Genomic DNA, 13,619 nt, shown 5'->3' with positions numbered 1-13,619 from the left:
TTCTGCTGAGTGCTTGAGGCTTGAAGCGTTTTGCCCCGGCTTTGGGCAGGCTCGAATTATTCTCGGCGAGAAATTGAGCAGCGACGCCGAAGTGTATTTTTGGCGAACACTTTGTCAGCCCGTCACCGCCATCACCGCTTCTCTGATCTTCGCCAGCGCATAATTGCCAACCATGGCGGCGTCGATATGCGGCAGGTTCGGAATCTCGTCGGCGGCCACCACGCAGTCGACAATCGCCGGCCCGTCGCAGGCCAGCGCATCGGCGATGGCCTTTTTGAGGTCGCCCGGCTGCTTGGCCGTGAAACCTTGCGCGCCGCAGGCACGCGCCAATGCCGCGAAATCCGGGTTGGGGAATTCGATGGCCTCGCGGAACGGTGCGAGGCCAATGCTTTCGGCTTCCAGGGTGATCAGACCGAGCGCCGAATTGTTGTAGACAATCACCTTGATGGGCAGCTTGTGCTGCACGGCGGTCATGAACTCGCCCATCAGCATGTTGAAGCCGCCATCTCCGGTCAGCACGATGACCTGCTTGGTACGGTCGAGAATCTGCACGCCATTGCCTTGACCCACGGACGTGCCGACGGCGGCGTTGTTGAACGAGCCGATGATCCGTTGCGTGCCGTTCTGGCGGATCCAGTTTGCCGACCACAGCGTGTTCAGTCCGGTGTCGAACACGAAGATCGCGTCGGGCCGTGCCAGATCGCTGGCGATGCGCGCTACGGCCTGCGGGTGGACCTTGTTCTTGCTGCGGGCGGGATCGGCCTGCTTGTCGAGCATCTCGTCCCACTTCTTGCGGGCGCGGCGCGTTGTCTCGAAGAACTCGCCGTCAGTCTTGGTCTGCACCCTGTCGAGCAGCATCTTCAACGCGGGGCGTGCCGAACCGATGACGCCAAGGCTCGTCGGTGTGCGCCGGCCGAGCGCTTCGGCGCGTACGTCGATCTGGATGACATTACCTTTGCGCGGCAGGAAGTTCGAATAGGGATAGTCGGTGCCGATCATCACCAGCAGGTCGGCGTCGTGCACGGCATTGTAGACGGCCTTGGTGCCGATCATGCCGAGCCCGCCCATCCATCTGACGTCATCGAACGCCATGATCTCCTTGCCGCGCACCGAATGCACCAGCGGGGCCTTCAACTTGTCGCTGAGCGCGCGCAGGAGTTCGGCGGTGCCGATGGCACCATGGCCGCACATGATGACGACGCTGCCGGCCTCGTCGATGCGGCGCGCGGCTTCCTGTATGGCGGCATCATTGGGCAGGATCTCGCCGCGCGGCACCAGCGTGGCAAGGCTCGCTGTCGCCCCTTCGGCTTTCGACGACAGCACGTCGACAGGCAGCGTCAGATGCGCGACGCCAGGGCCGGCATAGGCGGTGGAGATCGCCTGATGGATCACACCGGGCGCCTGCGCCGCGGTGGTGATGGTCTGGGTGTAGAGCGCGACGTCGCGAAACAGCAGGTCCGGCTCGGTGGTCTGGAAGAAGTCGACGCCTTTGGCTGCCCGCGCCATTTCGCCAGAAAGCGCCAGCACCGGGGCATGATCGCGCGCCGCTTCATAGAGACCGGCGACGAGATGCGTGCTGCCCGGCCCGGTGGAGCCGGCGCAAACGCCGAGCTTGCCGGTGAGCTTGGCCTGGCCCGCGGCAGCGAGCGCCGCGCCTTCCTCATGGCGGACCCCGACCCATTCGATATTGCTGCGCCGGACCGAGTCCGCCAAAGGATTAAGCGAGTCGGCGATCAGGCCGAAAATCTGCTGTACGCCAATCGTCTCAAGCACATGGACAATCTCATCTGCGACAGTTTTCGACATGGGAGCTCCGATTTCTGGAATTGGCTCTCCGCCGGGAGGCGGGCTAATGCAGCGATGCGGTCGGTCCAATTGTGATTGGAGCCGAAAGATCGCACTGCAGCAATAGCTGAGCCGCGAAACGGTTTCATGATCGTCAATTAAGTTCGCGCAATGCTTGGACAAATGCGCGATGTGTTGAACCTTTGTTACATGTATCTGAAGATCGGATCGTCATAGTCGATGGCCGGAAACACGTCCTTGTCGCTCCAGTAGTTCTGGTTGTGCTGCCACTCCTGCTTGTCGCCACGCTTCGGCAGCAGATGCATGCCGCGCATGATGTAGCCCGGGTTGAAGTCTTCGGGGTCGATCCAGGGCAGCAGCGGCATGTCGCTGTCCTCAGGCCGCAGCATCGGCGTCACCTTCGTCGCACCGGTCTCCTCCATATGATTCAATAGCCCGCAGACGAAATCAGCCACGAGATCGACGCGGAGAGTCCAGCTGGCGCGTAGATAGCCGAAGATCCACACCATGTTGGGCACGCCGGTGAACATCATGCCGCGATCGGTCACGGTGTCGGAGAAGTTCAGCGGTGTTTCGTCGATGGAGAAAGCGATATCGCCGAGTACGTTCAGGTTGAAGCCGGTGGCGGTGACGACCACATCGGCATCGATCGTCTTGCCTGATTTCAGCGTGATCCCGCGCTCGGTGAAGGTTTCGATCTCGTCGGTGACCACGGTCGCTTTGCCGGCCTTGATGCTCTGGAACAGGTCGCCATCCGGAATGAACGCGATGCGCTGCCGCCATGGGCGATAGCGCGGCGTGAAATGCGTGGCGATGTCGTAGTCCTTGCCGAGATAGGCCTGCACACCCTTCAGCAGTTCCTCTTTCACCACCTCCGGCTCGCTGTTGGTTCGCTTGGTGAAGGCCTGCTGGTCGAACAGGATCTTGCGGCGGACGATCTCGTGCACCCACTCCTCGTCGACATCCAGCTCGCGCAGCGTCTCCGCCAGCGCGTTGGCATTGCGACCGGTGATGAAGAAGGTCGGCGAGCGCTGCAGCATGGTCACTTCAGCACATTTATCGGCAATGGCCGGCACCAAGGTCGCCGCGGTGGCGCCCGAGCCGATCACAACGACCTTCTTGCCGGTGACATCGAGATCCTCCGGCCAGGTCTGCGGATGCACCATGCGGCCCTTGAACCGGTCCATGCCCGGCCATTGCGGTGTATATCCCTGATTGTGATTGTAATAGCCCTGACACATCCAGAGAAAACGCGTGGTGAAGAACAACGTTTCGCCGGTGTCGTGACGGATGATCGCGAGGGTCCAGAGCTTGTCAGCATTCGACCAGTTGGCGGACAAAATCTTGTGCTTGTAGCGGATATGCGTGTCGAGGCCGTTCTCGGCGATCACATCGCCCATATAGCGCAGGATTTCTGCAGCGGTTGCGATGGGTGCCGAGGTCCATGGCTTGAAGCGATAGCCGAAGGTATGCAGATCACTGTCGGAGCGGATGCCGGGATAGCGATGGGTATGCCACGTGCCGCCGAAACTGTCCTGGGTTTCCAGAACCAGAAAGCGCGTATCCGGATTTTGCTTCGTCAGATGATAGGCGGCGCCGATACCGGAGATGCCGGCGCCGACGACGATGACATCGACATGTTCGGCGGAGTTTTCGACGGACGGTTCTGTGGCAATCTTTCCCTGGACGTTCATGGGCTCCCGATCTTTTTTGGCTCTCGCGCTTGGTGCGCGGATGCTTTTATGCGGCGATCCCCGGCCTGAGGTCGGGGATCGCCGCGATCGGTATCATTGACGATCACAGGGAATGCGCAAGTGGGAATTGCGCTGGAGAGGCGTCAGCTTTCTGCTGCAGGGGCCGCCGCCGGTGACTGCGCGCGCCTCGAGAACAGAATGCGCTGATACAGCCAGCCGATGGCCACCAGCACGAGGCCGAGGCACATGAAGGACAGTGCACGATAGACGCCTGTCAGCGATGACATATCGACGAGGAACGCCTTCAGCACCGTCAGCGCGATCACGATCGCCGAGGCGAGGCGTGCGCGCTGTAATGAGAAGATCACGCCGAGGCCGAGCAGTAAGACGCCGAAGCCAAGCCAGGCAATCGATAGCGTATATTGTTCGGCATCGGTGGTCGTTGCGTTGTAGAAAATCGGCCCGTGATAGATGCGGCGGATTTCCAGTGTCACATAGGCCAGCGCGAGCACCAGCGCGCCGCCAGCGATGGTGTTGCCATAGGCGGGCTTCCTGCGGCCGGCTACGGCGTAGGACAGCAGCAAAGCGAGCACGGCGGGCAGGGCATAACCGAGCAGCAGCAGGTTGAAGACAATGCCGCCGACGTCGATGCGCCAGATCGCCGGGTTGGTGAGAAATAGCAATCCGCCGAGACTTGCGACGCCGGCGAACAGTGTGAGCAACCCGGCACTGACGCTGTGCACGATGCTGCGGCTCCGCTCCCACAGGCGTTCCAGCCCGATCGCCATGGCCAGTGCGACGCAGACCTGCAGCGCGACTTCGGTAAGGCTCGACGACGACCGGTAGACGTCGCCGCCATTCACGAAGTGGCGAATTTCCATGAAGGCCAGCAGCACCGTGAACAGGATCGCTGCGGACTCCACCATGCGTAGTGGTGCGTCATCGCCGCGGCGGCGCATCAGGATGCTGGCAGCCCAGAACGAGGCAGCCGGCACGCCGTAACCCCATAGCAGCCAGTTGAAGATCGGTGTGGTGCCGACGAGATTTCCGACCACGCGCGGTTCCCAGCCGGTACGGGCGACGACGATGCCGGCGAGGATGGCTGCGAGCCAGCGCAGGAACGGGATCGGCCGCTGCATCGAGATCCATGCGGTGCCGAGCGCCATCAGCGACAGTGCGATAGTGAGCCAGCCTTTTTCCAGCGCGAAAGTCAGCCCCAACGCCAGTGCGCCGAGCGTGCCGGTGGCAAACAGCGCGGTGGAGATCGCGAGACCGGGGCGTTGCTCGCGCTTGCTGAGCAATTCGGTCGCGGCCGCGAAGGCTGCACCGATGATCACGGCGAGGATGGCGAAGGGAATCGAGCGATCGAGATGCGCGATACGGGCATAGAGTGCAATCAACAGCGCGAGCGGCGTGAACACCGCGGCGCCCGACCAGATCACCGGAATAACGGCGCTGACGGAGCGGCCCTGGGCGAGGAAGCCGAGCGCGCCGAAGCCAATGCCGAAGATGCCGGCGGATGCGAGATGCAGCGACACCGAGCTTTCCACCGGGCTGGCGCCGATGCCGGCCAGCGGCCCGCCGGGCAGCACCAGCATGTCCAAATTGCCCTGGATGGCCCATTCCAGGAAGACCACGGCGACGAAGCCTGCGGCCACGGCAACCGCCGCAGTGGCGGCTTGGGCATACCAGGCGACGAACAGCGTGCCGGCGACGATCAGCGCGAAGGTCACCATGGCGATGTCGGCATGAAAGCTGGAAAGCACGACCAGTGTTGCGCTGAGCAGGCTCGCGCCGAGTGCACCCGACGAGATGCCTTCGATGCGGCCTTCGTCGGCCGGCGGGCCATATAGGAAGCCACAGACGACCAGCAGCGAAGCGAGGATGAAGCCGGCGAGCACATGGAATGTATGCGGTGCAAGGGCAGGCGTCCCGCCGTCGAGGCCCGGCAGCGTCCATAGCGTCGCGAAGGCGATGGTGGTCAGCGCCAGCCAGCGCCACAGCCGGATACGCGCGAGGCTGAAGGCGGCTGCCATGACAATGGCGAGATAGATATACAGCGCCCAGTAATCCGGCTTGTCGGACGAGACCAGCACCGGCGTGACGAAGGCGGCGGCAATGCCGAGGCCGGCAAGGGCCGGGCCGTGCAGCAAGGCCGCAGCCATGGTGCACATGGCGACAATGCCGAGCAGGGCAAAGGCCGTCCCGGGCACGAGGAAGTTATACAGCGCATAGGCCGCATAGACCGTTGCAAAGGCGACGGCAGTGCCGGCCGCTGTGAGGATCGCCGGAATATTGGCTATGGGCAGTGGCACAATTGATGAGAGGTTTTCCTTGCGGCGCGCGAATTCGCCGACGGCGAGCAGCGCCAGGGCGAACAGGCCGCCGAGCAGTACGCGCACTTCGGGGCCGAGCAGGCCGGCTTCGATGGAATAGCGCACCATGAAGAAGCCACCGAGCGCCAGCGTGAGGCCGCCGACCCAGACCACCCAGCGGGTGCCGATCCGTTCCTCGAAGCCGGGGCGGGCGGTAGGTGGCTCCACGGGCGAGATGGGTTCGGGAGCGGCCTGTGCGGGAACATCCGGCTGCATCGAGAGCGCGGCTTCGCTGGTGACCTCGGCCGAAGCGTCAGATAGGGCTGGTGAGGCAACGATGTCCGGTGCGGTCGCTGTGAGGTCCGGTGTTGCTGCTGCTACCGTCGCCGCAGCCATATGTGGCGTCGCCTCATAGGCGTCGAGCCGGGCACGTAATATCTTCACCTCATTGCGCGCCTTGCGCGCGAAGATGAAGGCAACGATGGCAATCACCAGCGTGACGAAACCGAAATCATCGAACATCGACTATCAAACCTTCAAGACACAGGGCGCGCGTCAATCATGCCCCGGAACAGCGTCCGGGGACATGGCCATCGATATGTGTTGTCGTGGAGAACTTTAGTTCACGCGCCGGCGTGCAATTGCTGGAATTAATCCAGATCGAGGCGAAACGGCTTGCCGACCACGGTCAGATTGCCCGGGCCCATCTCGTCGAGCGCGCGAACCATGCGGCCGCCGCGGCCCAGCGCCTTGTCGGCGAGGGTCACGAGCAGGCGGTTGGGGGACGCGATCGGCGAGGCCGCGCGGATGCGCAGCGCGATGTCGCGTTCGTCGCGGTTCGGATTAAGCATGCAGGCGGCGGCAAAGGCGCTGGCGGTGGAACGCGAGATGCCGGCATAGCAATGGATCACCAGCGGTGAGGCCCGGTCCCAGCCGCGGACGAAGTCCAGCACCTGCGCGATATGGCCCTCGTTCGGCGCGACAAAGCCGTCCATGGCCTCGGTGATGTCGTCGACCTGAACCCTGAGATGATTGGCCTCGCTGATCGACGGCGGCCGCTGCACCTGGGCGACATTGGCCATGATGGTGAGCACGTGGCTCGCAGCCGTGTCCTTCACGGTGGGGTGCAGATCGGCGAGCGAGCAGACGTGGATCATGGCAGTCCTTTGTTGTGCCTGATTATAGACCCGCGTTTGTGGCGAGCAAAGGCGCGGCGCTTTTCTCTTCCTACTCTCTGCGCTCGGGGGAGAAGAAGGCGCATTACCCCAGCAGCGTCTCGAACCGCGTCAGAAAGCGCTTCTCGGCCTTACCTGCGGACCATGGCGTCAGGTAGTCCTCGATCATGGCCTCGGACAAACCGGGATCCTTACCGAATAACCGTTTTGCCTCGGCTTCCTTGAAGCCTGCAAGGCGTGTGGCTTCCAGATAAGCGGCGCCCATATCGGCGGCTTTGATCTGTTTGGTGATTTCCGGGGCCAGTACCGGCGGCAGGCCGAAGCGGATGTGGATCGCGCCGAGCAGGCGATTTTCGATCACCTTGTAGTCGCCGCCGATCACGGCCTTGAACGGCGAGATCATGTCGCCGATGACATATTCCGGCGCATCATGCAGCAGGGCCGCGAGCCGCACACGCTCGTCGGCGCGCGGCATCTGCTCGCGCAACACGGCCTCCACCAGCAGCGTGTGCTGCGCCACCGAGAAAATATGCGCACCGTGGGTCTGCCCGTTCCAGCGCGCGACGCGCGCGAGGCCGTGGGCAATATCGGCAATTTCTATATCAAGCGGCGAGGGGTCGAGCAGATCAAGCCGCCGGCCCGACAGCATGCGTTGCCAGGCACGGGTGGCGACGTCAGTAGAGAATTTCGATTTGGCCATCGGTTCTTGTTCTTGAGTTTCTTGCCGCTACTTCGCCTTGAGGCGCGGCTTGCGCTTCAGGCCCATGCAGGCCTCGTGGCAAAAGCAGGTCACGAGATGATCGTTGACCATGCCTGTGGCCTGCATAAAGGCATAGACGATGGTCGGGCCGACGAATTTGAAGCCGCGCGCCTGCAGGTCTTTCGAGATCTTGGTCGATAGCGGTGTCGAGGCCGGCACGCTGCCATGGGTCTTGAAATTGTTGACCAGCGGTTTGCCGTCGACGAAATCCCACAGGTATTTCGAGAAGCCTGCGCTTTCTTCCATGATTTTCAGATAGCCTTTGGCGCTAAGGATCGCGCCTTCTATCTTGGCGCGGTTGCGCACAATGCCGGCGTCATTCATCAGCGCGTGAACTTTCTTCTCGCTGTAGCGCGCGATCTTTTCCGGTTGAAAGTCATCGAATGCAGCGCGGAAATTGTCGCGCTTGCGCAGGATGGTGATCCAGGAGAGGCCGGCCTGAAAGCCGTCGAGGATCAGCTTTTCGTAGAGTGCCCGGTCGTCATATTCCGGCACGCCCCATTCGGTGTCGTGATAGGCGACATAGAACGGGTCTTCGCCCGGCCACGGGCAGCGTGTCTTGCCGTCGGCGTGCCTGATCGCTGGTTTGCTCATGCGTCAATCTTTTTCATGCAGAGGTCTTCTTCGTGGCCAGCGCGCGCACGGCAGCGGCGTCGGCGAGATGAATGGCGATATCGCCAGCCAGGAAAGCTGCATTGGCGTCGAGCGCATCACTGGCGCGGTCGGTGCGGATCATGGCGAGGCCACGGCCATCGGCGGACGAGCCCATGGTGCCGATCGGCTTGTCCGCAGCGCGGATTTCGGTGCCAGCGGCGGGCGCCGCGCCATCCAGCGTGACGCCGACAATGCGTGTGCGCGCGGTGCCGCGATGCTGCATGCGGGAAACGACCTCTTGGCCGATGTAACAGCCCTTGTCGAAATCGACGCCGGAGAGCTTGTCCATATTGGCTTCGTGCGGGAACGCATCGCCATAGGCAAAGTCGGTACCCCCACGCGGCACGCCGAGGCTGATGCGATGCGCCTCATAGGCTGATGCGCCGACCAGTTCGGCCCCGATTAGCGCCGCCGTCTTCGCGGCGAGATCCGCCGGCACGAGGATACGATAGCCGAGCGCGGCATCGCGTGGGTCCGCGAAGGTCAGATCCGGCTTCATGCCGGGTTCGCCGTCCCACACCGCGAGTACGCCGAGCGCATCGGAGAGATTTTCCACCGTCACCTTGGCGCGCAGTTTGTAGAAGCCGAGCTTGGTGGCCAGCGGTTGCGCCAGTTCGCGCGCGCAATCGATCAGCAGGCCGCCGCCATGGCCGCTTGGTGCTTCGGTGACGAGAAAGTCGGCGATAATCTTGCCTTGCGGCGTCAGCAGCGCGCCGAACCGTGCTGTGCCCGGCGCCACCACCTCGATCTCGGAGGTCACGAGGTTGTTGAGGAAACCGCGGGCGTCATCGCCGGCGATTTTCACCACACCCCGATCGGGGAGGAACGCTGCTTTCATGAGTAAAATCTCGAAAAAATCCAGGAAACGAGCCGGAAACGAGGGGGAATCGCGGCTAGCGGATATGACAGTCAAAGTTAAGCCGCTAAGATGCCGACAACAAGGCCCGCGCTCATCCTGCGCGGCATCCACAGGCTGTGACGAGACCAGATGACCCAGACATTCGATACGATTTTGAAGAACGGCACCGTCGTCAATCAGGACGGCGAAGGCCTGCGCGATATCGGCATATCCAGTGGCCGAATCGCCGCCATCGGATCGCTCGGCACGGCTTCGGCCGCCGAGGTGATCGACTGCAAGGGGCTGCACATCCTGCCGGGCGTGATCGACACCCAGGTGCACTTTCGCGAGCCGGGCCTTGAGCAGAAGGAAGATCTGGAGACCGGATCACGCAGCGCCGTGATGGGCGGCGTTACCGGCGTGTTCGAAATGCCGAATACGAATCCGCTGACCATCGACGAGGCGACCTTCACCGACAAGGTGAAGCGCGGCCATCATCGCATGCATTGTGACTACGCCTTCTTCATTGGCGGCACCCGCGAGAACGTACAGGACCTGCCGGAGCTGGAACGTGCGCCTGGCTGCGCTGGCGTGAAGGTGTTCATTGGTTCATCCACCGGTGCGTTGCTGGTCGAGGACGATGACAGCCTCCGTCGCATCTTCCAGGTCATCAAGCGCCGCGCCGCATTCCATGCCGAGGACGAATATCGCCTCAATGAACGCAAGAACCTGCGCATCGAAGGCGACACCCGTTCCCACCCGGTGTGGCGCGACGAGACTGCGGCGCTGATGGCGACGCAGCGGCTGGTCAACCTTGCGCGCGAGACCGGCAAGCGGATCCATGTGCTGCATATCTCAACGAAAGAAGAGATCGAATATCTGCGGGACCACAAGGACGTCGCGTCCTGCGAAGCGACGCCGCATCATCTGACCATGGCGGCGCCGGAATGCTATGAGCGCCTCGGCACGCTGGCGCAGATGAATCCGCCGGTGCGCGATGCCAGTCATCGCGACGGCATCTGGAATGGCATCCATCAGGGCATCATCGACGTGCTCGGTTCCGACCACGCGCCGCACACGCTCGAGGAAAAGAAGAAAGTCTATCCGGCATCGCCTTCGGGAATGACCGGCGTGCAGACGCTGGTGCCGATCATGCTGGATCACGTCAACGCCGGCCGTCTGTCGCTGGCACGCTTTGTCGATCTGTCGAGCGCGGGTCCAGCCCGACTCTACAACATCGCCATGAAGGGCCGCATCGCCGCGGGCTATGATGCCGACTTCACCATCGTGGATCTCAAGCGCACCGAGACCATCACCAATGACTGGGTGGCCTCGAAGGCCGGCTGGACGCCCTATGACGGTGTGAAAGTCACCGGCTGGCCGGTCGGCACCTTCGTGCGCGGCCGCCGCGTGATGTGGCAGGGCGAACTGGTCACGCCGTCGCAGGGCGAGACGGTGAAATTCCTGGAAACGCTGAAGGCGTGATGGCGTGCGGCATTGCCGTATCGCTCAACTCTCCGCTGTCATCACCCACGGAAGCGGGTGATCCGGTAAACGCCATCGGAGTGTGAAGCTGTGAAGCCAGTCTCTACTGGGTCGCCCGGTCAAGCCGGGCGATGATATTTGAGTCTGTTGAAGACGCCTGAGGATAACTGGTGCTTAGCCGTTACTGCCGTGCCAGTGTCAGCGAGAACTCGCCATTGCGCACGCGACCGGGCAGGCCCTCGACGAACTTCGCCACGGCGTCTTCGCCATAGGTGCTAACGAGCTCGGCAAAGGCTGCGAACAGGCTGGCCTGCGCGAGGCAATCGCCATCGACGCCGTCGTGCCGTGCTTCCGCCCAGGCTTCGTTGAGATAGCTCAGCGCTGCCTGCTTCTGTTCCTGATCCGGTAGCGGATCGCGGGCGGGGCGGTACGACAATGATTCGCTCATGAAATTCCCAAAACGGTCTTCGGCGCGCATCAAAGCGAAGCGCGCCTCGCAAGTTCGAATCGAGATTTACCACGCGGAGCAGGTTCCGCGAGCGACATCTTTAGGAAAGGTTAACAACAGCGACTCACATTGTCCGACATTATGTTAACAGCGGGAACCGGCCATCTTGACCGGTTGAGGAAGCCTATGGACGCAAACAGTTTTTCGTCTTTCGCGAGTCCCGGCGACGCTGCGCGCGCAGCAGAGCTGCGCCGCGTCAAGGCGGTTGCGGCGCTGGTGCTGGCGAGCTGTCTGGTGGTGTTCATAACGGCGAAAATCCTGCTGCCGATTCATCCCGTGTTCGGATTCGTTGCGGCCTTTGCGGAAGCCGCGACCATTGGCGGGTTGGCGGACTGGTACGCCGTTGTCGCGCTGTTCCGTCGGCCGCTGGGTCTGCCGATTCCGCACACCGCGATCATCCAGGCGAATCAAAATCGCATTGCCGACAAGCTGGGTGAATTCATTGAGGTGCATTTCCTCGAAGCCGGGCCGGTCGAGGCAAAATTACGTGAGGTTGATTTTGCGAGTTTCGTTGCAGACTGGCTGAGCGATAAAAAGCGTAGCGCCGATCTCGCGCGTTTCTTGCTGCGGCTGTTGCCGGAGGCGATGTCGGCGACGGAAACGTCTGGTCTCAAAACCTTCATTGTCCGCCGCGTGATGACGCAGCTGCAGTCGGTTGATCTCGCGCCTATCGCTGCCGGCACCATGCGCGGTTTCATTCGCGACGGTCGCCATCAGGGTCTGCTCGACAATCTGCTCGGCGCCATGCATGGCGCGCTGACCGAGCCGGACACGCTGGCCGTCATCAAGAACAAGATTCGCGACGAGCTGCCGACGTTGCTCAAACTCTATCGCGCCGATGCGTTCCTGCTAAAGCGCATCGTCGCGTCGGCCACGACTTTTTTCGACGACGTGCGCAAGGATCCCGCGCACCCGTTCCGCGGCGAGTTCGATCGCATGCTGCTGTCCTTCGTCGATCGGCTGGAGACCGAGCCCGGCTTCACCGGCCGCATCGATGGGTTGAAGCGCGATCTGCTGGCGCGGCCCGAGCTTGCCGAACTCGGGCGTAATCTCTGGAACAATGCGCGCAGTTTCATCGAGCGCAGTGCATCGGGCGAAAGCAATGTACTGGCACATCATCTCGCCAATGTGTTCGTCGAGGCCGGCGCGGCGCTGCGCGCCGATGCCGAGATGCGCGGCGAGATCAATCAGGGCATCGTCGTGGTGCTGCGGACGTTCATCGCCGACCAGAAGAGCGGTGTGTCGAGTTTTATTGCCGATCAGGTGAAGGGCTGGGACATGCAGCAGCTAATCGGTGTCATCGAAGTCAATATAGGCCGCGATTTGCAATATATCCGCTTCAACGGTTCGCTGATCGGCGGGCTCGCCGGGCTGGTGCTTTACACGATCGAAGTTCTGTTGCGACTGCTGTGAGAGCTGTTCCGCATTGCGGAAGCGAGGCGGCCGGTGGGTATCGGGGTGCGCTTGAACTGCAGCAAACACGACCTTAACTTCAGTGAATTGATACTTCGGTGAGTGGCGTGATTCCCTCCCTGTGAGGCTGCTTTCAAATCAATCGATATGACCGGCCAACGCGCCGGCGAGAGGAAACCAGATGTCGGCTACGGCCCAGGCGCAACGTCCCCCATCCAAAACCCTGATGTTTCTTGAAGGCCGTGCGATCCACGAATTCGGCGCCTTTCTCGGCGCGCTGCCGCTGCTGAATCTCGCGCCGCGCGGCGATGGTCATCCGGTACTGGTACTGCCGGGCCTCGTGGCCTCGGATGTTTCGACGGGGCCGCTCCGCACGTTCCTCAAGGGCCGCGGCTATGCCGTCAGCGGCTGGAAGCAGGGCCGCAATCTCGGCCTGCGCGATGGCGTGCAGGGCAGCATGGTCGAATTGCTGAAAGAAATGAACGAGACGCACGGCCGCAAAGTGAGTCTTGTCGGCTGGAGCCTTGGCGGCCTCTACGCACGCCAGCTCGCCAAGATGATGCCGGACCGCGTTCGTTCGGTGATCACACTGGGTAGCCCGTTTGCCGGCCATCCCAAGTCCACCAATGCCTGGCGCGTCTATGAATTCGCCAGCGGCAAGCGTGCCGATGACACCGACGACGATTTCGGTGGCGCGCTCGCCGATACGCCGCCGGTCCCGACCACCGCGATCTACAGCCGCACCGACGGCGTCTGTGCCTGGCAAGGCTGTATGGAGAAGTCATCGGCGATGTCGGAAAGCATCGAGGTCGAGAGCAGCCATTGCGGCATGGGCCATCACCCTGCGGTCGTCTATGCAGTGGCCGAACGTCTCGCGCAAAAGGAAGGCGCGTGGGCGCCGTTCGATCGCTCCGGCTGGCGTAGCCTGGTCTATCCGGACCCTAACAGGTAGGGGGCACGCACCCCACTTT

At 62.3% G+C, this 13,619-nt stretch carries 11 protein-coding genes; 3 read left to right on the top strand and 8 right to left on the bottom strand.

The genetic code is table 11. The features are described 5' to 3' along the window. Positions 1-114 precede the first annotated feature (114 nt). The 7 genes from AB8A27_RS20960 to ygfZ form a co-directional block, all read right to left on the bottom strand. Positions 115-1,806, bottom strand: coding sequence for a thiamine pyrophosphate-dependent enzyme (locus AB8A27_RS20960; protein WP_441243574.1), 1,692 nt, complete (start codon positions 1,804-1,806; stop codon positions 115-117). Between the two features lie 185 nt (positions 1,807-1,991). Beyond that, positions 1,992-3,500 carry a flavin-containing monooxygenase gene (locus AB8A27_RS20955; RefSeq protein WP_441243573.1) on the bottom strand — a complete coding sequence of 503 codons (1,509 nt, stop codon included), beginning with the start codon at positions 3,498-3,500 and terminating at the stop codon, positions 1,992-1,994. Between the two features lie 143 nt (positions 3,501-3,643). Next, positions 3,644-6,337 (bottom strand): DUF2339 domain-containing protein, encoded by a 2,694-nt coding sequence (locus AB8A27_RS20950; RefSeq protein WP_441243572.1) that lies wholly within the window; start codon positions 6,335-6,337, stop codon positions 3,644-3,646. Between the two features lie 128 nt (positions 6,338-6,465). Continuing rightward, complete coding sequence (locus AB8A27_RS20945; protein ID WP_441243571.1) at positions 6,466-6,972, bottom strand: tyrosine phosphatase family protein; 507 nt, start codon at positions 6,970-6,972, stop codon at positions 6,466-6,468. Between the two features lie 103 nt (positions 6,973-7,075). After that, positions 7,076-7,690, bottom strand: a complete 615-nt coding sequence (locus AB8A27_RS20940; RefSeq protein ID WP_441243570.1) for a YfbR-like 5'-deoxynucleotidase — start codon at positions 7,688-7,690, stop codon at positions 7,076-7,078. Positions 7,691-7,717: 27 nt separating this feature from the next. Beyond that, positions 7,718-8,344, bottom strand: coding sequence for a DNA-3-methyladenine glycosylase I (locus tag AB8A27_RS20935; RefSeq protein WP_441243569.1), 627 nt, complete (start codon positions 8,342-8,344; stop codon positions 7,718-7,720). A 13-nt stretch (positions 8,345-8,357) separates the two neighbouring features. Continuing rightward, entirely contained in the window at positions 8,358-9,242 is an 885-nt protein-coding gene (ygfZ, locus tag AB8A27_RS20930) for a CAF17-like 4Fe-4S cluster assembly/insertion protein YgfZ (RefSeq protein WP_441243568.1), read from the bottom strand. Between the two features lie 150 nt (positions 9,243-9,392). On the opposite strand from ygfZ, the gene AB8A27_RS20925 reads away from it, so the two are divergent. Further along, the gene (locus AB8A27_RS20925; protein WP_441243567.1) at positions 9,393-10,727 is read left to right on the top strand and encodes a dihydroorotase; all 1,335 of its coding nucleotides are present in this window, start codon (positions 9,393-9,395) and stop codon (positions 10,725-10,727) included. Between the two features lie 181 nt (positions 10,728-10,908). On the opposite strand, the gene AB8A27_RS20920 is transcribed toward AB8A27_RS20925, so the two are convergent. Further along, positions 10,909-11,175: a hypothetical protein gene (locus AB8A27_RS20920; protein ID WP_441243566.1), complete on the bottom strand. Its 267-nt coding sequence runs from the start codon at positions 11,173-11,175 to the stop codon at positions 10,909-10,911. A gap of 186 nt (positions 11,176-11,361) precedes the next feature. On the opposite strand from AB8A27_RS20920, the gene AB8A27_RS20915 reads away from it, so the two are divergent. Both AB8A27_RS20915 and AB8A27_RS20910 read left to right on the top strand, forming a co-directional pair. Continuing rightward, positions 11,362-12,648, top strand: coding sequence for a DUF445 domain-containing protein (locus AB8A27_RS20915; RefSeq protein WP_441243565.1), 1,287 nt, complete (start codon positions 11,362-11,364; stop codon positions 12,646-12,648). A gap of 181 nt (positions 12,649-12,829) precedes the next feature. Further along, positions 12,830-13,600, top strand: coding sequence for an esterase/lipase family protein (locus tag AB8A27_RS20910; protein WP_441243564.1), 771 nt, complete (start codon positions 12,830-12,832; stop codon positions 13,598-13,600). Positions 13,601-13,619: the final 19 nt, after the last annotated feature.

Origin of the sequence: Tardiphaga sp. 768_D3_N2_1, assembly GCF_052076105.1 — a bacterium.
GTDB lineage: Bacteria > Pseudomonadota > Alphaproteobacteria > Rhizobiales > Xanthobacteraceae > Tardiphaga.
This window is presented reverse-complemented; position numbering and strand designations above follow the sequence as displayed.

Bases quoted from the DNA above. Each gene is read 5' to 3' on its own strand.
- AB8A27_RS20920 (WP_441243566.1), bottom strand. From the start codon at position 11,175: ATGAGCGAATCATTGTCGTACCGCCCCGCCCGCGATCCGCTACCGGAT.
- AB8A27_RS20940 (WP_441243570.1), bottom strand. From the start codon at position 7,690: ATGGCCAAATCGAAATTCTCTACTGACGTCGCCACCCGTGCCTGGCAA.
- AB8A27_RS20925 (WP_441243567.1), top strand. From the start codon at position 9,393: ATGACCCAGACATTCGATACGATTTTGAAGAACGGCACCGTCGTCAAT.
- AB8A27_RS20915 (WP_441243565.1), top strand. From the start codon at position 11,362: ATGGACGCAAACAGTTTTTCGTCTTTCGCGAGTCCCGGCGACGCTGCG.
- AB8A27_RS20960 (WP_441243574.1), bottom strand. From the start codon at position 1,806: ATGTCGAAAACTGTCGCAGATGAGATTGTCCATGTGCTTGAGACGATT.
- AB8A27_RS20945 (WP_441243571.1), bottom strand. From the start codon at position 6,972: ATGATCCACGTCTGCTCGCTCGCCGATCTGCACCCCACCGTGAAGGAC.
- AB8A27_RS20935 (WP_441243569.1), bottom strand. From the start codon at position 8,344: ATGAGCAAACCAGCGATCAGGCACGCCGACGGCAAGACACGCTGCCCG.
- AB8A27_RS20910 (WP_441243564.1), top strand. From the start codon at position 12,830: ATGTCGGCTACGGCCCAGGCGCAACGTCCCCCATCCAAAACCCTGATG.
- AB8A27_RS20955 (WP_441243573.1), bottom strand. From the start codon at position 3,500: ATGAACGTCCAGGGAAAGATTGCCACAGAACCGTCCGTCGAAAACTCC.
- AB8A27_RS20950 (WP_441243572.1), bottom strand. From the start codon at position 6,337: ATGTTCGATGATTTCGGTTTCGTCACGCTGGTGATTGCCATCGTTGCC.
- ygfZ (WP_441243568.1), bottom strand. From the start codon at position 9,242: ATGAAAGCAGCGTTCCTCCCCGATCGGGGTGTGGTGAAAATCGCCGGC.